19 protein-coding genes are annotated in these 20,386 nt (G+C 67.3%); 10 read left to right on the forward strand and 9 right to left on the reverse strand.

Features of this window, described 5'->3' with window-relative positions; translation table 11 throughout:
• Positions 1-114 precede the first annotated feature (114 nt).
• From AC07O0_RS25800 to AC07O0_RS25810, 3 genes are all read left to right on the forward strand, one after another.
• The gene (locus tag AC07O0_RS25800) at positions 115-954 is read left to right on the forward strand and encodes a DUF3313 domain-containing protein (RefSeq protein WP_494627187.1); all 840 of its coding nucleotides are present in this window, start codon (positions 115-117) and stop codon (positions 952-954) included.
• Between the two features lie 57 nt (positions 955-1,011).
• The gene (locus tag AC07O0_RS25805; protein WP_494626997.1) at positions 1,012-2,238 is read left to right on the forward strand and encodes a sensor domain-containing diguanylate cyclase; all 1,227 of its coding nucleotides are present in this window, start codon (positions 1,012-1,014) and stop codon (positions 2,236-2,238) included.
• Positions 2,239-2,404: 166 nt separating this feature from the next.
• Positions 2,405-3,838, forward strand: a complete 1,434-nt coding sequence (locus AC07O0_RS25810) for an aldehyde dehydrogenase family protein (protein ID WP_494626999.1) — start codon at positions 2,405-2,407, stop codon at positions 3,836-3,838.
• 55 nt (positions 3,839-3,893) lie between these two features.
• Here the strand turns inward: AC07O0_RS25810 and gltX are convergent, their stop codons facing one another.
• Positions 3,894-5,234, reverse strand: a complete 1,341-nt coding sequence (gltX, locus tag AC07O0_RS25815) for a glutamate--tRNA ligase (protein ID WP_494627000.1) — start codon at positions 5,232-5,234, stop codon at positions 3,894-3,896.
• Positions 5,235-5,371: 137 nt separating this feature from the next.
• Here gltX and AC07O0_RS25820 point away from each other — a divergent pair, with 137 nt between their 5' ends.
• Positions 5,372-6,151, forward strand: a complete 780-nt coding sequence (locus AC07O0_RS25820) for a hypothetical protein (RefSeq protein ID WP_494627002.1) — start codon at positions 5,372-5,374, stop codon at positions 6,149-6,151.
• On the opposite strand, the gene AC07O0_RS25825 is transcribed toward AC07O0_RS25820, so the two are convergent.
• Both AC07O0_RS25825 and AC07O0_RS25830 read right to left on the reverse strand, forming a co-directional pair.
• A complete protein-coding gene (locus AC07O0_RS25825; protein WP_494627003.1) occupies positions 6,148-7,887 on the reverse strand; it encodes an NAD+ synthase in 1,740 nt (579 codons plus the stop codon). The genes AC07O0_RS25820 and AC07O0_RS25825 overlap by 4 nt on opposite strands.
• Positions 7,888-7,964: 77 nt before the next feature.
• Positions 7,965-8,258, reverse strand: a complete 294-nt coding sequence (locus AC07O0_RS25830; RefSeq protein WP_494627004.1) for a Dabb family protein — start codon at positions 8,256-8,258, stop codon at positions 7,965-7,967.
• Positions 8,259-8,425: 167 nt separating this feature from the next.
• Between AC07O0_RS25830 and AC07O0_RS25835 the strand changes: the two genes are divergently transcribed.
• Positions 8,426-9,298, forward strand: a complete 873-nt coding sequence (locus tag AC07O0_RS25835) for an outer membrane protein (RefSeq protein ID WP_494627006.1) — start codon at positions 8,426-8,428, stop codon at positions 9,296-9,298.
• A gap of 9 nt (positions 9,299-9,307) precedes the next feature.
• On the opposite strand, the gene AC07O0_RS25840 is transcribed toward AC07O0_RS25835, so the two are convergent.
• Positions 9,308-10,144 carry a cycloisomerase gene (locus AC07O0_RS25840; RefSeq protein WP_494627007.1) on the reverse strand — a complete coding sequence of 279 codons (837 nt, stop codon included), beginning with the start codon at positions 10,142-10,144 and terminating at the stop codon, positions 9,308-9,310.
• Positions 10,145-10,257: 113 nt separating this feature from the next.
• Positions 10,258-11,643: a class II 3-deoxy-7-phosphoheptulonate synthase gene (locus AC07O0_RS25845; protein ID WP_494627009.1), complete on the reverse strand. Its 1,386-nt coding sequence runs from the start codon at positions 11,641-11,643 to the stop codon at positions 10,258-10,260.
• Between the two features lie 248 nt (positions 11,644-11,891).
• Between AC07O0_RS25845 and AC07O0_RS25850 the strand changes: the two genes are divergently transcribed.
• Entirely contained in the window at positions 11,892-12,281 is a 390-nt protein-coding gene (locus AC07O0_RS25850; RefSeq protein WP_494627011.1) for a RidA family protein, read from the forward strand.
• A gap of 148 nt (positions 12,282-12,429) precedes the next feature.
• Positions 12,430-13,467, forward strand: a complete 1,038-nt coding sequence (locus tag AC07O0_RS25855; RefSeq protein WP_494627013.1) for an alpha/beta hydrolase — start codon at positions 12,430-12,432, stop codon at positions 13,465-13,467.
• Here the strand turns inward: AC07O0_RS25855 and AC07O0_RS25860 are convergent.
• A complete protein-coding gene (locus AC07O0_RS25860) occupies positions 13,391-14,362 on the reverse strand; it encodes a LysR family transcriptional regulator (RefSeq protein ID WP_494627015.1) in 972 nt (323 codons plus the stop codon). The two genes, AC07O0_RS25855 and AC07O0_RS25860, sit on opposite strands and share 77 nt — an antisense overlap.
• 95 nt (positions 14,363-14,457) lie before the next feature.
• Here AC07O0_RS25860 and AC07O0_RS25865 point away from each other — a divergent pair, with 95 nt between their 5' ends.
• The gene (locus AC07O0_RS25865; protein ID WP_494627017.1) at positions 14,458-14,673 is read left to right on the forward strand and encodes a hypothetical protein; all 216 of its coding nucleotides are present in this window, start codon (positions 14,458-14,460) and stop codon (positions 14,671-14,673) included.
• Between the two features lie 54 nt (positions 14,674-14,727).
• Here the strand turns inward: AC07O0_RS25865 and AC07O0_RS25870 are convergent, their stop codons facing one another.
• The 3 genes from AC07O0_RS25870 to AC07O0_RS25880 all read right to left on the reverse strand — a co-directional run bounded on the left by AC07O0_RS25870 (position 14,728) and on the right by AC07O0_RS25880 (position 18,470).
• The gene (locus tag AC07O0_RS25870) at positions 14,728-15,789 is read right to left on the reverse strand and encodes a methyltransferase (protein ID WP_494627019.1); all 1,062 of its coding nucleotides are present in this window, start codon (positions 15,787-15,789) and stop codon (positions 14,728-14,730) included.
• A gap of 145 nt (positions 15,790-15,934) precedes the next feature.
• Positions 15,935-17,308 carry a glutathione-disulfide reductase gene (gene gor, locus AC07O0_RS25875; RefSeq protein ID WP_494627021.1) on the reverse strand — a complete coding sequence of 458 codons (1,374 nt, stop codon included), beginning with the start codon at positions 17,306-17,308 and terminating at the stop codon, positions 15,935-15,937.
• Positions 17,301-18,470, reverse strand: a complete 1,170-nt coding sequence (locus tag AC07O0_RS25880) for an O-antigen ligase family protein (RefSeq protein WP_494627023.1) — start codon at positions 18,468-18,470, stop codon at positions 17,301-17,303. The genes gor and AC07O0_RS25880 overlap by 8 nt, the downstream gene beginning before the upstream one ends.
• Positions 18,471-18,868: 398 nt before the next feature.
• Here AC07O0_RS25880 and AC07O0_RS25885 point away from each other — a divergent pair, with 398 nt between their 5' ends.
• Together AC07O0_RS25885 and AC07O0_RS25890 are read left to right on the forward strand one after the other, a co-directional pair.
• The gene (locus tag AC07O0_RS25885; RefSeq protein WP_494627025.1) at positions 18,869-19,831 is read left to right on the forward strand and encodes a Bug family tripartite tricarboxylate transporter substrate binding protein; all 963 of its coding nucleotides are present in this window, start codon (positions 18,869-18,871) and stop codon (positions 19,829-19,831) included.
• Between the two features lie 86 nt (positions 19,832-19,917).
• Entirely contained in the window at positions 19,918-20,382 is a 465-nt protein-coding gene (locus AC07O0_RS25890) for a tripartite tricarboxylate transporter TctB family protein (protein ID WP_494627027.1), read from the forward strand.
• Positions 20,383-20,386: the final 4 nt, after the last annotated feature.

Genomic DNA, 20,386 nt, shown 5'->3' on the forward strand with positions numbered 1-20,386 from the left:
AAATCGACGGTGAGGACGACGATCGTGACGAAGTGTCTGCCGGCTGCCCTGCTCTTCCACTTGCCATCGCGCATCACCGTTTTGCGCCATACCGGCCCGTGCATTTCCTTGTCGATGGCGTTGGCGGCGGCAGGCTGCATAACGGTTCCGCCGAAGCAGGCCGGCACGCTGTCGACCTACCGGAAGCTCGGCGAGGAGAAGGGCAAGTTCTCGAAGTCCCGGACCTATGTCGACGGCCAGGCCCTAGTCGCTGCGAAGACAGCCCGGATCGTTCCGACGAGCTTCGCAGCCAACGCCAGCGCGCTCGTGACGGCACAAGCCGACCGTGCTCTGGTCACCAATGCGCTCGACCGGGAGCTCTGCATTGCGCTCAGCGACAAATACGAAATGGTGGCGCCGACGCAGCCCGCCGACCTGACCGTGCGGGCGGTGATCACCGACATCGTGCCTACCGACAAGACGATGGCGGGGGTGTCGACGGTGGTGACCCTCGGGAGCAGCGTCGCGCTTCCTGTCGGCATACCCCGCCTTCCCGTCGGGCTCGGCGGCCTTTCAGTCGAGGCCGAAGCGCTCGACCGTGGCGGGGCACAGCGCGCCGCGATGGTCTGGGGGCGCGGCGCCAATTCGATCCAGAACACGCCCCAGGCATCCGAAGTGTCGGACGCCTATGGCCTCGCCTCGACATTCGCCGGCGAATTCTCGCGCATTCTGGTGACCGGCGAAGAGCCGGAAGGGCTGGACATCTCCCTGCCGTCCCGCCAGCGCGTCCGCTCCTGGCTCGGCGGCTCGCACAAATACGCGACCTGCGAAGCCTATGGCCGGGCGCCCGGCGTCGCCGGCATGATTGCACGCAAGTTCGGCGCGCCGCCCGAGCTCGCCGACAAGCAGGCGGTCAAGACGCCCCTTGATCCGGCGGAAGACCGAGGCCGACCGCAGCCGGCCCCGGCGCATTAACGACCTCTTTACCCGCGCTTGCTGATCTGGCCGTCCAATTCTGCGCGAGGCCGGGACATGGATGCGTCCACACCCGAAGTGATGCGCGAGCGGGACAGGCTCGAGGCGCTCGCACGCTACGACATCCTCGACACGCCCAGCGAGGAAGCCTTCGACCGGATCACGCGGCTCGTCTGCCGGATCATGAAGGTGCCGATGGCGACGGTGACCTTCCTCGACGGGCACCGGCAATGGTTCAAGGCGCGCGAAGGCGTGGCGAACTGCGAGGATGAGCGCCGCATCGCGTTCTGCGACATGACGATCCGCGAGAACGCCCCGCTGATCGTGACGGACGCAAGCACCGACCCGCGTTTCGCCAGCAACCCGCTGGTGACCGGCGCACCGCGCTTACGCTTCTATGCCGGCATCCCGCTACGCACCTCCGAAGGCCAGAACATCGGCACGCTCTGCGCCTTGGGCTCCGCGCCGCGCGCGATCGATCCCGGCGAGATCGCGATCCTGTCCGACCTCGCCTCGATCGTGATGAACGAGCTCGAACTCAGGCTCCTCGCCTCGACCGACGGGCTGACGGGCGCCCTTGCCCGTCGCGCCTTCCGCGAGGAGGCCAGCCGCACCTTGGCCCTGGCGCAGCGCCACCGGCACGAGGTGAGCTGCATCGCCTTCGATCTCGATCACTTCAAGACCATCAACGACACGCATGGCCATGCCGTGGGCGACGCCGTGCTGGCCGGCAGTGCCGCGACATGCCGGAGCCTGCTGCGCCAGAGCGATCTGTTCGGGCGTGTCGGCGGCGAGGAATTCGCGGTGCTGCTGCCGCATACCGGACGCCAGGCGGCACTCGGCGTCGCGGAAAAGCTGCGCGAGGGCATCGCCGCGCAACGCTTTGACGGAGCCGAGGGGCCGTTCGCGGTCTCCGCCAGCTTCGGCATCGCGGCCGCCGCGCCCAGCGGCGATGTTGATGCCCTGCTGCGCGCTGCGGACGAGGCGCTCTATGCCGCGAAGGCGACCGGCCGCAATCGCTGCGTCGTCAACCAGATCGGCCTCTCCGCCGGCTCGATAGTGGGGCGACGTGTCCTGAAGGCCGGGAACATCGTCTTCAACGGTGGCAAGTCGGTGATCGACTGCACGGTGCGGCGCCTGTCCGACGATGGCGCGAGCCTCGCGGTCATCAGCACCGCCGGGGTGCCGGACCGCTTCAAGCTGGCGATCGAGGCCGACGCCTTCTCCCGAGCCTGCCAGGTCGCACGCAAGGCCGGAACCGAGATCGACGTGCAGTTCGCCTGAGCTGCGGTCGGCGCGCCCGGCATTCCACCCATTCGCCGGCAGCGCGGTGACATCCATCGACCAGCACTGCTACGCTGTATCTGCTCCTACATAGCGATCGCTACAGAGCGCGTCGGTCACGATCGGCCCGCGAAGTGGTCGCCCGCAGCCAGCAAGGAACCGGCCAATGTCTCACGCTCTCCAGTTCTACATCGATGGCTCCTGGGTCGATCCTGCCGGCGGGCTGAAGACGCTCGACGTGATCGATCCCTCGACCGAGGAGGCCTTCGCCCAGATCGCGCTCGGCAGCCAGGCGGATGTCGACAAGGCCGTGGCGGCGGCGCGCGCCGCCTTCCCCGCCTTCGCAGCGACTTCCAAGCAAGAGCGCCTGGCGCTGATGCGCCGCCTGCTCGAAGCCTACAAGGCCCGCTATGCCGAGGTCGCCGACACCTTGTCGCGCGAAATGGGCGCGCCGAAGGAACTCGCCCACCGGGCCCAGGCCGGGATGGGCACCGCGCATCTCTCCAAGATGATCGAGACGCTGGAGAATTTCGAGTTCGAGGAGCTGCGCGGCTCGACCCTGATCTCCAAGGAGGCGATCGGCGTCGTCGGCATGATCACGCCGTGGAACTGGCCGATCAACCAGATCATGTGCAAGGTCGCTCCGGCGCTCGCCGCCGGCTGCACCATGGTGCTGAAGCCCTCCGAGATCGCGCCGCTCAACGCCATCATCTTCGCCGAGGCGATGCACGAGGCCGGCGTGCCCAAGGGCGTGTTCAACCTCGTCAACGGCGACGGGCCGACGGTCGGCGAGGCGATCGCGCGCCACCCGGAAGTCGACATGGTCTCCTTCACCGGCTCGACCCGCGCCGGCATCCTCGTCGCCAAGGCGGCGGCCGATACGGTGAAGCGCGTGCATCAGGAGCTCGGCGGCAAATCGGCCAACATCCTGCTGGATGACGTCGACCTGAAGCGGGCGGTGAAGCTCGGCGTCGAGAGCGTGATGCGCAATTCCGGCCAGTCCTGCAACGCGCCGACCCGGATGTTCGTGCCGGCCCAGCTGCACGAGGACGCGCTCGCCATCGCCAGGGAGACCGCCGAGCCGCTCAAGGTCGGCGCCCCCTCGGCGGAGAGCGTCTTCCTCGGCCCGGTCGTCAGCGAGACGCAATACGACAAGATCCAGCGCCTGATCGAGAGCGGCATCAAGGAAGGCGCGACGCTGGTCACCGGCGGCCCCGGCCGGCCGGAGGACCTCAACCGCGGCTACTATGTGCGGCCGACGGTGTTCGGCGGCGTGACCGACGAGATGACGATCGCCAGGGAGGAGATCTTCGGCCCGGTGCTCTCGATCCTGCCCTATGACAGTGAAGCGGAAGTGATCGCGCGGGCGAACGACACGCCCTACGGGCTCGCCTCCTACATCCAGTCCGGCTCGCTGGAGCGGGCACGCAAGGTCGCGGCGCAGATGCGCTCCGGCAATGTCTACATCAACTACCCGGCCTGGGATGCCGGCGCGCCCTTCGGCGGCTACAAGCAGTCCGGCAATGGCCGCGAATACGCCGATTTCGGGCTGGAGGAGTTCCTCGAGATCAAGGGCACGGTCGGCTACGCCGCGGCCTGAGCTCGTCATTCGAAGCACACGCCGCCGGTCATCCCGGCGGCGTGTTTTTTGGGAGTTACGCCGCTTCGCCAGTGAGCCGCTTCAGCGCCTTCTCGCGCCCGATCAGCGGCAGCAGCGCCGCCAGTTCAGGGCCATGGTCGAGCCCGGTCAGGGCCTGGCGCAGCGGCATGAACAGCGCCTTGCCCTTGGCGCCGGTCTGCGCACCGACTGCCTGCGTCCAGCTTTTCCAGGTGGTCTGATCGAACGGCTCGGCCGGCAGCAGCGAAGCCGCAGCCGCAGCGAATGCCGTGTCGGCGATATGCGGCTCGATCGGCCCTTCGACCACCTGCCACCAATCCTTCGCACCCGACAGCCGGGCGAGATTGCCGCGCACGGCGAGCCAGAACAGCTCGGTGGCGGGGATATCGAGCTGCTTCAAGCGCCCCTCGACCGTGGCGAAGTCGAGCTGATGCAGGGTGCGGGCCGAGAGCGTCTCCAGTTCGTGCTCGTCGAACTTGGCCGGCGCCCGCGAGACATGGGCGAGATCGACCAGGCCGGCGAGCTCGGCGAGGCTCGACACCGGCCGGACCGCATCGGACGAGCCGGTGAGTACCGCCAGCGACGCCACCGCCAGCGACTCGATGCCGGATTCGCGCAGGCCCCGGAGCGAGAGATGGCCGAGGCGCTTCGACAGCCCCTCGCCGCTCGCCGTGGTCAGCAGGTTGTGGTGGCCGAAGGTGGGCAGCGTTCCACCCAATGCCTGCATGATCTGAATCTGCACGGCGGTGTTGGTGACGTGATCCTCGCCACGGATGACATGAGTGATCCCGACGTCGAGATCGTCGACGACGGAAGGCAGCGTGTAGGGATAGGTGCCGTCCTCGCGGACCAGCACCGGGTCGGATAGCGAGGCGCAGTCGACATGGGACGGGCCGCGCACCAGATCGTCCCAGCCGATCTCCTCCCAGTCGAGCAGGAAGCGCCAATGCGGCTTGCGGCCTTCGGCTTCGAGCTTTCCGCGCTCCTCGGCGGTCAGCTTCAGGCCGGCGCGGTCATAGACAGGTGGCAAGCCGCGGGCGAGCTGGCGCTTGCGCTTGCGGTCGAGCTCGTCGGCGCTCTCATAGCAGGGATAGAGCCGGCCGGCGGCACGCAGCTTCTCGGCCGCCGCGTCGTAGAGCGCGATCCGCTCCGACTGCTTGATGCTCGCATCCGGAACGACGCCGAGCCAAGCCAGGTCCTCGCCGATCGCATCGGCGAATTCCGGCTTCGAGCGTGCCTGATCGGTATCGTCATAGCGCAGCAGGAAGCGCCCGCCATGCCTGATGGCGAAGAGCCAGTTGAACATCAGCGAACGGGCGTTGCCGATATGGAGATAGCCAGTCGGCGACGGGGCGGTGCGGACGAAGGGAGTGGTCATGACCGGCCGCTTGTCGCGCGGGAACGGCGCGAGGGCAAGGGCATGGCGCAGGCCTGTCGAAAGGAGATCGACAACCGGCCAGATTGACGCAAGGTTAGACGGGACGGGGATGTCGATCTCTACGCTGGGAGGCGAGGATGAGCATCACGGCTTCAGTCGGGCTCGGCGGCAAGAACACGACGCCGGATACGCGCCTGGTCCAGGCGATGATCAACCCGCATGCGGCGGCGCTCGGCATCGACCTGCTCGAGGTCGACGGCGATTGCGGGCCGCTGACCAGAGGCGGGATCAAGCGCTACCAGCAGGTCTTCGTGAAGATGCCGAGCCCGGATTCACGGGTCGATCCGGGTGGCAAGACCTTCCTGCACATGGCCAACAACCCGGCACCGGCCGGCGTGGTCGTGAGCTGCGTGCGCGCGCCCGAAAAGCTCAAGGTCGGCGATTTCGTGCAGTTGCCGGTGGTGATGGACCCGGCCGATGGCACGGTGCAGGACGCCTACACCGCCTTCCGCTACGACATGCCGGACCGAGGGGCCCGCATGGTCGGCACCGACTACGCCATGGGCGTGCCCAATTTCATCTTCGTCGATCCCGACGCCAAGGTGCGGATCGGCGCGACATTGACCCCTGCCCTGCTGGCGCATGAGCAGTTCCACTACGATGTCGGCTTCGTCGTCTGCCGGACGTTGGCGCACCAGATCACCATCGCCCGCGCCCCGACGCTGGCCGGGCTGATAGCGAAGCTGAACGGCCTCGTCGACCTCCACATCAGGCGCCGCGTCGCGCTGATTCAACGCCGCTACGACATCGACACCCAGCACGGGCTCAACGCCAAATACCAGCGCATCTGGCTCGACCGGATGACCGCCTGCCTCGCCAATCCGAACGCCAACCAGATCGGCGGGTTCTGGCTCTAGAAATCGAAGCTCTCGCCGCCAGCCTTGCCGACGCCCTTCACCAGCGAGCGGTCCGGCTCATGCGCCGGTTCGCCGGAATCGCGGAAGCGGTTGACGATCGGGTAGCGCCGGTCCCGGCCGAAATTCTTGCGGGTGACCTTGACGCCCGGCGCCGCCTGGCGGCGCTTGTACTCGGCGAGATAGAGCAGCCGCTCGACCTTCTGCACCGTCTCCAGATCGTGGCCACGGGCGACGATGTCGGAAAGGCGCATCTCGTGCTCGATCAGGCAGGCGAGGATGTCGTCGAGCACCTCATAGGGCGGAAGCGAATCCTGGTCCTTCTGGTTCTCGCGCAGTTCGGCTGAAGGCGGCTTGACGATGATGTTCTCAGGGATCACCTCGCCGTCCGGCCCGAGCGCGCCGGCCGGTTTCCAGCGGTTGCGCAGGGCGGAGAGCCTGAAGACCTCGGTCTTGTAGAGGTCCTTGATCGGATTGTAGCCGCCATTCATGTCGCCATAGAGCGTGGCGTAGCCGCAGGACATCTCCGACTTGTTGCCGGTCGTCACCACCATCGGCCCGAACTTGTTCGAGATCGACATCAGCAGCGTGCCGCGCACGCGGCTCTGCAGGTTCTCCTCGGTGATGCCGCGATTGGTGCCGGCGAAGAGCTCGGCCAGCGCCTGTTCGAAGCCCTCGACCGGATCGGCGATCGGCACGATCTCGTAGCGCACGCCGAGCGCCTCGGCACATGTCTTGGCGTCGTCGAGGCTCTCCTGCGAGGTGAAGCGATAGGGCATCATCACGCAGCGGACGCGCTCCGAGCCGAGCGCATCGACCGCCATCGCGGCGCAGATGGCGGAATCGATGCCGCCGGACAGGCCGAGCACGACGCCGGGAAAGCGGTTCTTCTCGACATAGTCGCGCAAGCCCAGCACGCAGGCGGCATAGTCCGCCTCGTCGCCGCTCTCGATCGGGGCGACCTCGCCCGGCAGGCAGCGCCAGCCATCGGGCCCACGCTCCCATTGCGTGATCGCGACCGCCTCGCGGAAGGCCGGCAATTGCTGGGCGAAGCTGCGGTCGGCATTGAGGACGAACGAGGCGCCCTCGAAGACGAGCTCGTCCTGGCCGCCGAGCTGGTTGAGATAGACCATCGGCAGGCCGCTCTCGACGACGCGGGCGACGGCGACGTTGAGCCGCTCCTCGATCACGCCGCGGCGGAAGGGCGAGCCATTCGGGACGAGCAGGATCTCGCCGCCGGTCTCGGCGATGCACTCGACGACCTCCTCGCCCCAGACATCCTCGCAGATCGGAATGCCCAGGCGGACATGATTGCGGAAGACGACCGGGCCGGGCAGCGGGCCCGGCTCGAACACGCGCTTCTCGTCGAAGACGCCGTAATTGGGCAGGTCGACCTTGAAACGCACCGACTGGATCAAGCCGCCATCGAGCAGCGCGTAGGCGTTGTAGAGCTTGCCATCCTCGAGCCAGGGCAGGCCGACGAGCACGGCCGGGCCGCCATCGGCGGTCTCGCGGGCGAGCTCCTCGCAGGCCTTGCGGCAGGCATCCTGGAAGGCCGGCTTCAGCACCAGATCCTCCGGCGGATAGGCCGAGAGGAAGAGCTCCGGGAACATGACGAGCTCGGCGCCGCCAGCGGCCGCCTCGCGGCGGGCGGCACGGACCTTGTCGGCATTGCCGGCGACATCGCCGACGATGGGGTTGAGCTGGGCGAGCGCCAGGCGAAAGGACGTCTTGGTCATGCTTCGGATGTAGCTTGCGGCCGGTGCGTCAGCAACGGGCCGGCGTCCTGCCCGCCCCTGCGTTTTCGCAAGGTCGGTCAAGCAAGCGCCGAGCGGAAATCGGCCGAGTAGCGCAATTCGCGCAAGGGACGCACCGCCTGCGTCGTCTCGTCATAGATCGGATGCGCCTTCCAGGCGGCGAGCGCGGCCTCGTCGGCGAACTCGGCGTAGACGACGATGTCGATCTCGTTGCCGATCGGATCGATCCTGGCGTTGGCGGCGACCTCGAAGGTGAGCGCATGCGGGATGTCGCCGAGCCGGCCGAGCAGGCGCCGGATCCTGTCGAGATCCTCGGCCTGCCTGGCCGTGAAGAACACGATGTGCCGGATCATCCGCCCTCTCCTCACAGCCGGGAATCGCATGGGCCGACCGCGGGCGGATGTCTGATCGAGGATGATCGGATCGGCAATCCATTAACCCGACATTAGGGTTAACTGCGCATGAATCATCTCCGGGCCGGTGCAACTGCTGCTTCGGCCGCTGCTCGGAGAGACACGCGATGCGTGCTGCATCTATCGCCGCCCTCGCCCCAGTCGTCGCGATGGCCTGCACGCTGGCGCTGCCACAGGCGGCGCAAGGTGCCGATAACCTGCGCGGATCGCAGATCGAGCAGCCGGTCGAGCCGCCGCCGATGTTCGGCGGTGGACGCTTCGACTGGTCCGGCTTCTATGTCGGCGGTGGCGCCGGTATCAACGAAACCAAGTTCAAACCGGGCGAAGGCTTGCGCGATTTGGCGAATTCCGCCTTCCGCAATACCGACCTCGCGGCCGAGCGCGACATGGGCTCGTTCATCAACGACCTGCCGGACAAGCGCGACAGCGGCACACAGTTCTTCGGCATCGTCGGCTACAACTACCTGTTCGACGATGTCGTGCTCGGCCTGGAGGCGGACTACACCCGTTCAGGCCACAATTACCGCATCACCGACTACATCGCCCGCCGCAGCCCCCTCTCCAACGGCAATGTCTACGACTGGTCGATGGCGACCAACCAGGCGGCCAAGCTCGACGATTATGCGACCCTGCGCCTGCGCATGGGCTGGGCCTATGGCCGGATCATGCCCTTCGGCACGATCGGCGCGGCGCTCGGCCGCTTCAACACGACCTCGACGATCGATGCCGATGCACTGATCGTCACCAATGCCGGCCAGGCCACGGAAACCCGCAGGCAAGCGAACGGCTACCCGCTGCAGGTCGGCACGGTGCGCAAGAACACCTACGCCTTCGGCCTCAGCGCCGGCGTCGGCGTCGACTGGGCCCTGACCGATAATCTCTTCCTGCGCGCCGAATACCAGATCATCCGCTTCGCGGAGATCGAAGGCACGACGACGACGATCAACACCGGCCGCGTCGCCGCCGCGCTGAAGTTCTGATCGAGCCGGTCAGCGCTCGAAGCGCTGGCCGATCAGCTCGGACTTCGCCCGGCTGATCATCCACAGGGTGTCCGCGCCGCCGCTGCGATCCCAGGCGATACCCTGGCCCTCGCCCTCGATCGGATAGGTCGCGACCAGCTCCAGCACCGAGCCCATCTTCGGCAGGCGCAGGGCATAGACCTCCTTGTGATCGTGGCCGGTGGCGTAGAGCAGCCCATCCTTGCCCCAGCTGCCGCCCGACATGCTCATCGGCTCGGCCCGCTTGATCACGGCGGCGGGGAAGGTCCAGCCCTGCACCGGCTTCCAGGCCTCGTCGAACTTGACCAGCGTCGTCCAGTAGGAATTGCCATAGGGCTGCTGGCTCTGGCCGAAGACGCGGCTGTAATTGGCAAAGACGCCCCACCAGGCACCGTCATGCCTGTCGAGCCAGGTCAGCGAGCCCAGCAGGATGCCGAAGCTGTGCGAGCCGACATGCTCGAGCGTCTGGGCATCCCAGATCTCGACCGAGCTCGTCATCGGCGAGGCCGGATAGTTGGAATGGGCGGCGTAGAGCTTGCCGTCGACCACCGCGCCGCTGTCGAGATGGATGATCGGGCCGTCTTCGGCCCCCTTCCATTCCTTGACCAGCGCACCGGTTGTCTTGTCGTGCTTGGCGATGGCCCGGTCAGTGATCGCGTAGACATGGGCAGCATCGACTGCTGCGGCCTGGCGGGCGGAGGGAGCCTTGAAGCGCGCGATCTCGACGAAGCGTCCGGCCGGGGCCGCGGGCTTCTTGGCGGCGTCCTGTGCGAACGCCGGAGCCGCGACCAGACAGGCGGCCAGCACGGCTGCAAATTTGAGCTTCATCACCGTATCCCCCGCCTTCGTCGGCTTCAGCCGTTCTCGGCGTCGGCCATGGGAGGCGGGGGGTTAGGTGGTCAAGGTGACGGGCCGATGAAGCCGGTCCGTCACTGTGACGTTCACTCGGCCGCTTCGACCTCAGGCCGGGCGCGGCCGGAGCGCTCGCGCTTGACCAGCTCGGCGACGAGGAAGGCGAGCTCCAGCGCCTGCTCGGCGTTGAGACGCGGATCACAGACCGTATGGTAGCGGTCGTTGAGATCGGCATCGGTCATGCCGCGGGCGCCGCCGGTGCACTCGGTGACGTTCTTGCCGGTCATCTCAAGATGCAGGCCGCCGGCATGCGTCCCTTCGGCCTGGTGCACGGCAAAGAAGTTCTTCACCTCGGTCAGGATCAGGTCGAAGGGTCGGGTCTTGTAGCCGCTCGCCGCCTTGACCGTGTTGCCATGCATCGGATCGCACGACCAGACGACGTTGCGCCCTTCCCGCTTGGTGGCGCGCACCAGAGCCGGCAGGTGGTCGAAGACCTTATCGGCGCCGAAGCGGCCGATCAGGACGAGCCGGCCGGCCTGGTTCTGCGGATCGAGCGCGTCGATCAGCTTGAGCAATTCGTCCGGCTTCAGGGACGGACCGCATTTCAGGCCGATCGGGTTCTTGATGCCGCGGAAATACTCGACATGGGCATGGTCGAGCTGGCGGGTGCGATCGCCGATCCAGACCATGTGGCCGGAGGTGGCGTACCAGTCGCCGGTGGTCGAGTCGGTGCGCGTCATCGCCTGCTCGTAGCCGAGCAGCAGCGCCTCGTGGCTGGTGTAGAAATCCGTCGTCCGCATCTCGGGATGCGTCTCGGGATCGACGCCGATGGCGCGCATGAAGTCGAGCGACTCGGTGATGCGGTCGCCCAGCTCCTGGTAGCGATGCGACTGCGGGCTATCCTTGACGAAGCCGAGCATCCAGCGATGCGCGTTGTCGAGATTGGCGTAGCCGCCGGTCGCGAAGGCACGGATCAGGTTCAGCGTCGCCGCCGACTGCCTGTAGGCCTCGAGCTGCCGGCGCGGGTCGGGAATCCGCGACTCCGCCGTGAACTCGTTATCGTTGATGATGTCGCCCTTGTAGCTCGGCAGTTCGACATCGCCGATCTTCTCGTTCGGCGCCGAACGCGGCTTGGCGAACTGGCCGGCGATACGACCGACCTTCACCACCGGCGAGCCGCCGGCGAAGGTCAGCACCACCGCCATCTGCAGGAACAGGCGGAAGAAGTCGCGGATGTTGTCGGCCGAATGCTCGGCGAAGCTCTCGGCGCAGTCGCCACCCTGAAGCAGGAAGGCCTCGCCGGCCGCGACCTTGCTCAACGCCCGTTTGAGCTTGCGCGCCTCGCCCGCAAAAACCAGCGGCGGAAAGCCGGCGAGCTGCTGCTCAACCGCCTTCAAGGCTGCCTGATCCGGATATTCCGGCATCTGCTGGACGGGCTTTGCCCTCCAGCTGTCGGGCGTCCACCGCTCGGACATGGGTACTGCTCCTGATTTCAGACGTCGCGCCTACCGTTAACCTCATCTTGGCGCGAAGGGGGGCCTATACACCCCCAGATGGCTGCTGGCCACCGTTACGGCAAGGATGGCAGGTCGCAGCACAAAAGCACGAAGCCCGTCAGATGGTTGGCGCGGTCGGCTGCGGCTGCGATTCAGGCCTCTGAGAGACCGATTCAACATGTTCGGATCCTGATTCAACCGGATCCGCGCCAGGATAGGACGGCCCCATGCCCAAGCGCAGCGTTTCCTCCGACCGCGTCTACAAGAGCCGGCTGCCCTTCGCCCAGGCGACGATCGCCGGCGATTTCATGTTCGTCTGCTGCGTCGGCGCCGACCTGCAGGGGAAATACGCAATCGGCGATGCGAGGCGGCAGACGCAGCAATGCATCGACAACATCAAAGCGCTGCTCGAGGAGGCAGGGGCAAGCCTGAAGGACATCGTGAAGTGCACGGTCTACGTCACCGACCGGGCCTATTGGGAGCCGATGAACGAGGTCTATTTCGCCAACTTCGCCGAGGAGCCGACGCATCGGGTCTCCTGCATCGTCAACGGCCTGGGCTCGCCCGACTGCCTCGTCGAGATCGACGCGACCGCCTATCTCGGCAAGGAGGGTTGAGGCAGCGCAGGCTTTGATGCGTTACCTGCATCAATCTTCCCGGCATTTGCATTTCACACCTGCTTGCAAAGACCATTGTCTCCCTCGTTGGGCGCGACCGAAGATGGCCGCGTAACCAACAACGCCCATCGCGGCGACGGGAGGAACCATGAGACGTCACGTTCTGGCGGCCGCTTTCGGCCTAGCCTGCGGCCTCGGTGCAGCGCAGGCCCAGCAGGCGCAGGAGCCGATCTCGCTGCGCGGCATGGGCTCGTTCCATGTCGGCGGCAAGCTGGTCGAGATCTCCGGGCGGCCGGTGAAGGAGGTGGTGTTCACGCCCGGCGGCACGCCCGCCCGTGTCGATCCAAACGGCACCTACCAGACCGGGCAGATGTATGTGCAGTACTTCCTGCCGCAGAACGAGAAAGGCTCCGTGCCGCTGCTGCTCTGGCATGGCGGCGGCATGACCGGCGTCAACTACGAGACGACACCGGACGGACGCCAGGGTTGGCTCGAATTCTTCCTGCGCAAGGGCTGGTCGGTCTATAATTCCGACGCGGTCGAGCGCGGGCGCTCGGGCTGGGCGATGTATCCCGATGTCATCCCCGGCGAGCCGCTGTTCCTGACCACGGCGAACCCGTTCGAGCGCTTCCGCATCGGCGCGAGCGGCGGCTATGACGGCGACCCGGCCAAGCGCAAATACCTGCCGGGCAGCGAGTTCCCGGCCGAGGGCTACGACAATTTCGTCAAGCAGATCGTGCCGCGCTGGACCTCGACCGACCAGATGATCATCGACGCCTATATCGCCGAGGTCGACAAGGTCTGTCCCTGCGTGATCTCGTTCCACAGCCAGTCCGGCCAGTTCGGCTTCAAGGTGGCGCAGGCGCGGCCCGACAAGGTCAAGGCGCTGATCGCGGTCGAGCCGGCCGGCATCGGCGACCCCGCCAAGGCGGCGGCATTGAAGGACATCCCGGTGCTGATGGTGTTCGGCGACTATATCGAGCAGGACGCGCGCTGGCCGACGATCCGCAAGACCGCGACCGATTTCGGCGACAAGATCACCGCCGCAGGCGGCTCCGTCGATGTCGTCAACCTTCCTGCGGTGGGCATCAAGGGCAATTCGCACATGCTCATGATGGACAAGAATAATCTGGCTGTCGCACAGCTGATTCAGGACTGGCTGGCGAAGAAGGGTCTGACGAAATAGGCGTAGGCTCGCGCGCCTGCTCCAGCAGCCAGTCGCGGAACAGGCTGATCTTGCGCGCGGTCCGGCGCCGCACCGGGTAGGTCAACCAGTAGTCGTTGCCGCCCCCCAGCATCAGGTCGAAGGGCTGGATCAGCAGCCCTTCATTGAGCTCGCGCCGGAAGAAGATCGGCGAGCACATGGCCGCGCCGTTGCTGGCGAGCGCGGCGGTGACTTCGAGCTGCTGCACGGCGAGATCGAAACGTGGCTCCACCGGCGTGGCCTCGGAGTTGACCCCGGCGGCAGCGAACCAGCGATCCCAGGCCTCTGTCTTGCCGATGCGGTTCACACGCAGCAGATCGGCAGGCTGCGGCGGGCGGCCGAGATCGCGGAACAGGTTCGGGCCGCATAGCGGCGTGAACTCGCTCTTCATCAGCCAATGCGCCTCCAGCCCGGGCCATTGGCCGCCGCCACGGTGGATGGCGACATCGCAATCGTCGCGCTGCGGATCGTGCGGGCCGACCTGCGTGACCATCCGCACCGCCAGCCCCGGATTCTCGCACTGGAACAGGCCGAGACGCGGCACCAGCCAGTTCGAGGCGATGGTCGGCAGCGCCTGGATCGAGAGCACGCCCTCGGCCGTCTGCGTCACCGCGGCGAAGGCCGCGCGCAACCCGTCGAAGGAATCCATCACCGACGATGCCAGGCGCTCGCCGGCCTCGGTCAGGATGACGCGGCGCGCCTGGCGCTGAAACAATGGCAGGCCGAGCCGCTCCTCCAGCAGCTTGATCTGATAGCTGACCGCCGCCTGCGTCATGCCGAGTTCGGCTGCGGCCCGGGTGAAGCTGCCATGCCGTGCCGCCGCCTCGAAGGCGCGGACAGCGCTCAGCGGCGGCAGGCCTGTCGCCAAGTCATTCATCAGCTAGCCTTATACGAGAGGCGCGAAATCCAGTTTGTCTGCAGCCCGGTTCATCGGCATCCCTGAGTGCGATCAAACCGCTCGGGAGCCGCATCATGTCGGCCGAAATCTGCACAAGCAATAGATATGTCAGCCTTATGCCAACACTGAAAACGGCACTGGCTCGCATCCGTCGTTTCCAGCGCAATCGTCTGGTCGCGCTCGACGACCGGCTCGACCAGGAGGGGCTGAGCGCTCACATGGCGCGCGATGTCGGGCTCAGCGATGCAAGCCTGATCTATGACAGCCGCCGCGCGGACCGCGAGCCCTGACGCCAGAGCGCGGCGTTCCGATGGTGACGGCGGATCGCGGCAAGGCCCCTCTGCTCATGTCCCCGGCACCGCTTCGACGATGCTTACATCGGAGTTGGTGGGGATCACCCGCGTCAGGCGGAAGTCGGCCTTCGCGAGGAGCAGGCGGTATTCCTCCTCCGTCCGCTCCTGGCCGCCGGGGAGCGCCAGCATCACCATGTCGAGCACCTTGCCAGGATGGGGCGTGTCGCCGGCGGGCAGCACCATCTCCACCAGCAGGAGCCGCCCGTCCGGCCGCATGGCCTTGCGGACATGGCCGAGGATCGTGAGGCACTGCTCCTCGCTCCAGTCATGGATGACGTGCGACAGCACATAGGCGTCGCCGCCGGAGGGAACCGTCTCGAAGAAGTCGCCGGCCTCGATCGCCACGCGCGCCTCGACGCGCCGTGCCGCCAGCAGGGCCGGTGCGTCGGCCACCACATGGGGCCGGTCGAACAGGATTCCGCGCGGCCCCTCGTGCCGCGCCAGGATCGCCGCAAGCAGGTTGCCGGTGGCGCCGCCCACGTCCACGACGGTGCCGAGGGCCGAAAAGTCATAGGCCTCCGCGACAGCGGGCGGCTCCTGGCCGTGGAAACCGACCATCATCTCGCTGAACAGCGAGGCCGCGTCCGGATGCCGGCCGAGATAATCGAAGACCGGCATGCCGTGCATCTTCTCGAACGCCGTCTCGCCGGTCTGCAGCGAATAGATGATTTCGTCGAGGGCTCCCGCGAACCAGGGGCTGCCGGCGGTGAGGATGGTGGCTCGGGCCGAACCGGGCGCGCCGGTCTTCAGCGCCTCCCCTAGCGCGGTCAAGGCAAAGCGCTGCCCGGCCTGCTCGGCGAGGAGACCCAGGCTGGCGAGGCAGCGCATGAAGCGGTGGAGCGAGAGCGCATGGAGCCCAAGCGGGCCGGCCAGCTCGGCCGCGCTGCGGGGACTGGTGGCGAGGTGATCGGCCAGACCAAGCCTCGCCGCCGCACAGATCAGGCGCGAGACCCAGGCAGCGGTCGCCATCTGGATGAGAGCCACATGCGGGGGAGGTTCCAGCGCCGTCACGGGCGGCGCGAGGGTCGAAGCAGCGCGGGACCTGTCGTCCATGGCACTCTCCAGAGTAGCCGGCGATGGACTGGAACGTCTCCCCATGGATAGCACGGCCGGGACTCGGCCGGCACCGCGTCGATAAGCGGAAGCACGCCCTTGAAGAGGTAATCCGCCCGGCTTCCCTTCAGGACGGCCCGAGGCGCTACAGAGCGCTCTTGCGCGGCGTGCGCATGGTGACGAGTTCCTCGGCCGCGCTCGGATGCAAGGCGACGGTGCGGTCGAAATCGGCCTTGGTCGCGCCCATGGTGACGGCGATGGCGACCGACTGGATGATCTCGCCGGCATCATGGCCGAGGATGTGGACGCCGAGCACCCGATCGGTTTCGGCATCGACGACCAGCTTCATATAGATGCGCTCGTCCCGGCCTGAGATCGTCGCCTTCATCGGCCGGAAACCGGTCTCGAAGATGCGCAGCGGCCGGCCGGTCGCGAGCGCCTGCTGCTCGGTGAGACCGACAGTGCCGAGCTCCGGCGTGGTGAACACGGCGGAGGCGACGAGCGCATGGTCGACCGTCCACAGCTTGCCGCCGAAGGTTGAGTCGGCGAAGGCGTGGCCCTCGCGGATCGCGACCGGGGTCAGGTTGACGCGATCGGTGACGTCGCCGACCGCCGCGATCGACGGGACATTGGAGAGCGAGGCGGCATCGACCATGACCTGGCCGGCGGGACCGAGCTTGACGCCCGCGGTTTCGAGGCCGAGCCCGGCCGTGTTCGGGCGGCGCCCGGTGGCGACGAGGACGACATCGGCATCGATTGGCGAGCCATTGGCGCAATGGGCGCGGCGGGCGCCGTCCGGCAGCAATTCGATGCGGTCGACCGTGCAGCCGAGGCGTAGCGTGATGCCGGCATGGCCCAGCGCATCGCGCAGGCGGGTGCGGAGGTCCTCATCGAAGCCGCGCAGGACATTATCGCCGCGATGCAGCAGCGTGACGGCGACGCCGAGCCGGGCGAAGACGCTGGCGAATTCGAGCGCGATATAGCCGCCGCCGACCACGAGCATGCGCTTCGGCAGGCTCGGCAGATGGAAGACCTCGTTCGAGGAAATGCCGAGCTCGCCGCCGGGGATCGGCGGCTCGAAGGCGGGATGGCCGCCGGTCGCGACCAGGATGTGGCGGGCACGGATGGTCTGCCCGCTCTTCTGCAGCTTGACTTCATGCGGCCCGGCGACGACCGCCCGCTCCTCGCGGATGTCGACGCCGGCGCCGTCGAGGCCCTTGCGATAGAGGCCGGAGAGGCGCGTCACCTCCTTTGCCACGGCATCGCGCAGGGTCGGCCAGTCGAACTCCGGCTTGCCAACGTTCCAGCCGAAGCCGGCGGCATCCTCGAACTCGTCGGCGAAGCGGCTGGCATAGACGAAGAGTTTTTTCGGCACGCAGCCGCGGATGACACAGGTCCCGCCGATGCGGTCCTCCTCGGCGATCATCACGCAGGCGCCATGGCCGGCGGCGATGCGGGCGGCGCGCGTGCCGCCCGATCCGGCACCGATGACGAAGAGATCGACGTCGAACTCAGCCATGGCTGTCTCCCTGCCGCGAGGCGGCATCTGTCCCGAACCAGAGAATGGCGGCACCAAGGCCGGCGATCCACCAGCCCTGCCAGGCGCCGTGCCCGACCGTGGCGATGGAGAAGGCGGCGGCGAACAAAGCGAGGCGCGGCGCCAGTTCCGCCGCGGGCAGGCGCCGCAGCCAGGCCAGCAACAACAGCCCGGCGAGCGTCAGCAGCCCGGCGCCGATCGCGCCGGTCTCCGCCCAGGCCTGCAGCGGCATGTCATGCGGGTGGCCCACCCCCAGCAGCGTCCTGTGCTCAGCCGAGACCTCCGCCGCCACCGGGTGCTCATGCATCGTCGCCGAGGTGCCGAAGCCGGCGCCGGCGATCGGCCGGGCCCGCGCCACCTCGCCAAAACTGTCCCAGATATCGATCCGCGCCTGGGCGCTCATGACATCGAGGCGGTTGAGCACGAAGGACGGCACCAGCTTTTCAGCCATCGGACCAAGCAGCGGCGCGATCGCCATGGTCAGGACAAAGGCGAGCGCGGTCGCCACGAGCGCGAGGCGCGGAGCGAGAACCGCCAGGGCCCAGCATGGGACCAGAATCAGGACGCCGAGCTTGGCCGCCTCGCTCTCCGAGCGGAAAACGAAGACGATGACGACAGCCGCCAGCAAGGCAGCCAGGACACGGTCAAGCCAGCCTGCAGGGCGGGACCAAAGTGTGTGGACGGTCGGCACGGCGAGCAGCAGCAGGACGATGGCCGGGCGATTGAAGACGAAAGCCATCATCTTGCCGGTGCCGAGCGTGGCGCGCTGCGACAGCCCCGAGGCGAGCTCGATCATCACCAGCACGGCTGCGACGATGATCGCCAAAGCGAGTACGCGGAGCAGCAGCGGGGTCGCCCGCCACTGTCCGGAGACGGCGATCGCCAGCGCGAACACGATCGGCAGGACGAGTTCTCCCCAGGCCTGCAGGGACGCCGACGGCTTGTGGCTCCAGCCGATCGAGACCAGCGCCCAGGCGAGGAAGGCGGCGATCGCGAGCGCCGGCGGCCCCGCGAGCAATGCCCGCAAGCGTCCGAGGATCGCCGCTGCCGGCTCCGACAGCAGTGCCGCGCCGAGAAAGGCCGCAGCGGCGAGGCCGAGCATCAGCGGGGCGGAGCGGTTCGCCAGCCACATGGCGAGCGGCATCAGAACGAGGCAGACCCCACCCGCAACGCGAAGGGCTCGGCTTGCCGCCGACTCGCCTGCAGAGAACGGCGAAGTGCCTGTATGGGCGGAGGGAGAGGTTTGACTCATGCGCCGGGGCTTACGCGATGGGACATGCCGCGCCTAGCGCATGTTCTGCAGATGTGCTCACCGCTTTGCAACGGTGCTCGAAACAGCGACGCGAATTCCCGCCTGAGGCTTACGACCTTCGGCGAAATCAGGGTCACCATTCGTCGAATTTTCCTGCGCCCGCAGGCCTCTCACGCGAAACATCTTGACTTGTGATTATGCAATCAGGCGCAATTGATCCGCGGTCTGATGCAGTGCCACAGGCGAGCGTCGGCAATCGGCGCGTCAAACGCGCCACTCGGGAGGTAACTATGCTCACGTCCTTCTTCAAGCGCGGGGCCGTAGCCGCCGTCGCTCTGGCTGGCCTCACCACGGCCGCCTTCGCCCAGATGGAGCTGAAGATCATGGCTCCCGCCGCCCCGGGTGGCGGCTGGGACGGCACGGCGCGCTCGATGCAGCAGGCGCTGATGGCCGCCGGCATCGCCAAGAGCGCCCAGGTGACCAACGTCACCGGCGCCGGCGGCACGATCGGCCTCGCCCAGCTGATCAACGCCAAGGGCGACGGCCATCAGCTGATGGTCAACGGCTTCGTCATGGTCGGCGCGATCCTGCTCAACAAGTCGCCGGTGAACCTGACGCAGGTCACGCCGATCGCCCGGCTGACCGCCGAGGCACTGGTCATCGTCGTGCCGACGGATTCGCCGGTCAAGAACGCCAAGGACCTCGCCGACCGCGTCAAGGCTGACCCGGCCAAGGTGACCTGGGCCGGCGGCTCGGCCGGCGGCGCCGACCACATCCTCGCCGCGCTCTTCGCCGAGGCCGCCGGCGGCGACGCGAAGAAGATCAACTACATCCCGTTCTCCGGCGGCGGCGAGGCACTCGCAGCCATGCTCGGCGGGCGCGTCACCGCCGGCATCTCCGGCTATGGCGAGTTCGAAGGCCAGATCAAGGCCGGCAAGCTGCGCGTGATCGGCGTCAGCGCCAGCAAGCGCCTGGAGAACGCTCCGGATGCCCCGACCCTGAAGGAAGGCGGCGTCAATCTCGAGCTGCTGAACTGGCGCTCGGTCGTCGCTCCTCCGGGCCTCAGCGACGCGCAGAAGAAGGACCTCTCCGGCGCGGTCGACAAGATGGTCAAGTCGAAGGAGTGGACCGAAATCCTCAAGGCGCGCGGCTGGGATGATGCCTATCTCGCCAGCGCCGAGTTCGACAGCTTCCTGAAGACCGAGACGGCTCGCGTCGAAAAGGTCATGAAGGATGTCGGCCTGGTGAAGTAAGGCCCTCCTGAGACGTCAATCGAGGGCGGGCAGCCGCGAGGCCGCCCGCCCTTTGTCACCTTCGCTCCAGACAGACGGTCGCGCCCATGTCCCGCTCCATCGACCGCCCGGCCCTTATCGTCGGGCTCCTGCTGCTCGCTGCGGCGGCGATCGTCGCCTTCGATGCCTCGCGCCAGACCATCACCTCCAACTATGGAGTCGGGCCGACCGCGATGCCGTATGTCGTCTGCGCCGGCCTCACCGTGCTCGGGCTGGCGCATTTCATCGTCGCCCTCAAGGACGGCCTGCCGAAGCCGGAAGAGGCCGACGGCAAGGCGTTGCTCTGGATCATCGGCGGCCTCGTCGGGCTGGTCGCCTGCATCGCGCTGGGCGGCGGCTTCATCATCGCCACCGCGATCATCTTCGCCTGCACGGCGCGCGGCTTCGGGCGCGACGCGCTCCCCGTCGACATCGTCATCGGGGCAGTGATGGGTACCGTGATCTACATCGTCTTCCTCAAGCTCCTGACCCTGTCGTTACCGGCCGGGCCGCTCGAAGCGCTGCTGAGCTGAGGAG

This window comes from Allobosea sp. GW821-FHT10B12, assembly GCF_059415545.1.

What these genes read in the sequence shown, in the direction of transcription:
- AC07O0_RS25840 (WP_494627007.1), bottom strand. Translation starts at nt 10,144, where the DNA reads ATGAAGCTCAAATTTGCAGCCGTGCTGGCCGCCTGTCTGGTCGCGGCT.
- AC07O0_RS25820 (WP_494627002.1), top strand. Translation starts at nt 5,372, where the DNA reads ATGAGCATCACGGCTTCAGTCGGGCTCGGCGGCAAGAACACGACGCCG.
- AC07O0_RS25885 (WP_494627025.1), top strand. Translation starts at nt 18,869, where the DNA reads ATGCTCACGTCCTTCTTCAAGCGCGGGGCCGTAGCCGCCGTCGCTCTG.
- AC07O0_RS25810 (WP_494626999.1), top strand. Translation starts at nt 2,405, where the DNA reads ATGTCTCACGCTCTCCAGTTCTACATCGATGGCTCCTGGGTCGATCCT.
- AC07O0_RS25830 (WP_494627004.1), bottom strand. Translation starts at nt 8,258, where the DNA reads ATGATCCGGCACATCGTGTTCTTCACGGCCAGGCAGGCCGAGGATCTC.
- AC07O0_RS25860 (WP_494627015.1), bottom strand. Translation starts at nt 14,362, where the DNA reads ATGAATGACTTGGCGACAGGCCTGCCGCCGCTGAGCGCTGTCCGCGCC.
- gltX (WP_494627000.1), bottom strand. Translation starts at nt 5,234, where the DNA reads ATGACCACTCCCTTCGTCCGCACCGCCCCGTCGCCGACTGGCTATCTC.
- AC07O0_RS25880 (WP_494627023.1), bottom strand. Translation starts at nt 18,470, where the DNA reads ATGCCGCTCGCCATGTGGCTGGCGAACCGCTCCGCCCCGCTGATGCTC.
- AC07O0_RS25890 (WP_494627027.1), top strand. Translation starts at nt 19,918, where the DNA reads ATGTCCCGCTCCATCGACCGCCCGGCCCTTATCGTCGGGCTCCTGCTG.
- gor (WP_494627021.1), bottom strand. Translation starts at nt 17,308, where the DNA reads ATGGCTGAGTTCGACGTCGATCTCTTCGTCATCGGTGCCGGATCGGGC.
- AC07O0_RS25825 (WP_494627003.1), bottom strand. Translation starts at nt 7,887, where the DNA reads ATGACCAAGACGTCCTTTCGCCTGGCGCTCGCCCAGCTCAACCCCATC.
- AC07O0_RS25865 (WP_494627017.1), top strand. Translation starts at nt 14,458, where the DNA reads ATGTCGGCCGAAATCTGCACAAGCAATAGATATGTCAGCCTTATGCCA.
- AC07O0_RS25845 (WP_494627009.1), bottom strand. Translation starts at nt 11,643, where the DNA reads ATGTCCGAGCGGTGGACGCCCGACAGCTGGAGGGCAAAGCCCGTCCAG.
- AC07O0_RS25800 (WP_494627187.1), top strand. Translation starts at nt 115, where the DNA reads ATGGCGTTGGCGGCGGCAGGCTGCATAACGGTTCCGCCGAAGCAGGCC.
- AC07O0_RS25805 (WP_494626997.1), top strand. Translation starts at nt 1,012, where the DNA reads ATGGATGCGTCCACACCCGAAGTGATGCGCGAGCGGGACAGGCTCGAG.
- AC07O0_RS25850 (WP_494627011.1), top strand. Translation starts at nt 11,892, where the DNA reads ATGCCCAAGCGCAGCGTTTCCTCCGACCGCGTCTACAAGAGCCGGCTG.
- AC07O0_RS25835 (WP_494627006.1), top strand. Translation starts at nt 8,426, where the DNA reads ATGCGTGCTGCATCTATCGCCGCCCTCGCCCCAGTCGTCGCGATGGCC.
- AC07O0_RS25855 (WP_494627013.1), top strand. Translation starts at nt 12,430, where the DNA reads ATGAGACGTCACGTTCTGGCGGCCGCTTTCGGCCTAGCCTGCGGCCTC.
- AC07O0_RS25870 (WP_494627019.1), bottom strand. Translation starts at nt 15,789, where the DNA reads ATGGACGACAGGTCCCGCGCTGCTTCGACCCTCGCGCCGCCCGTGACG.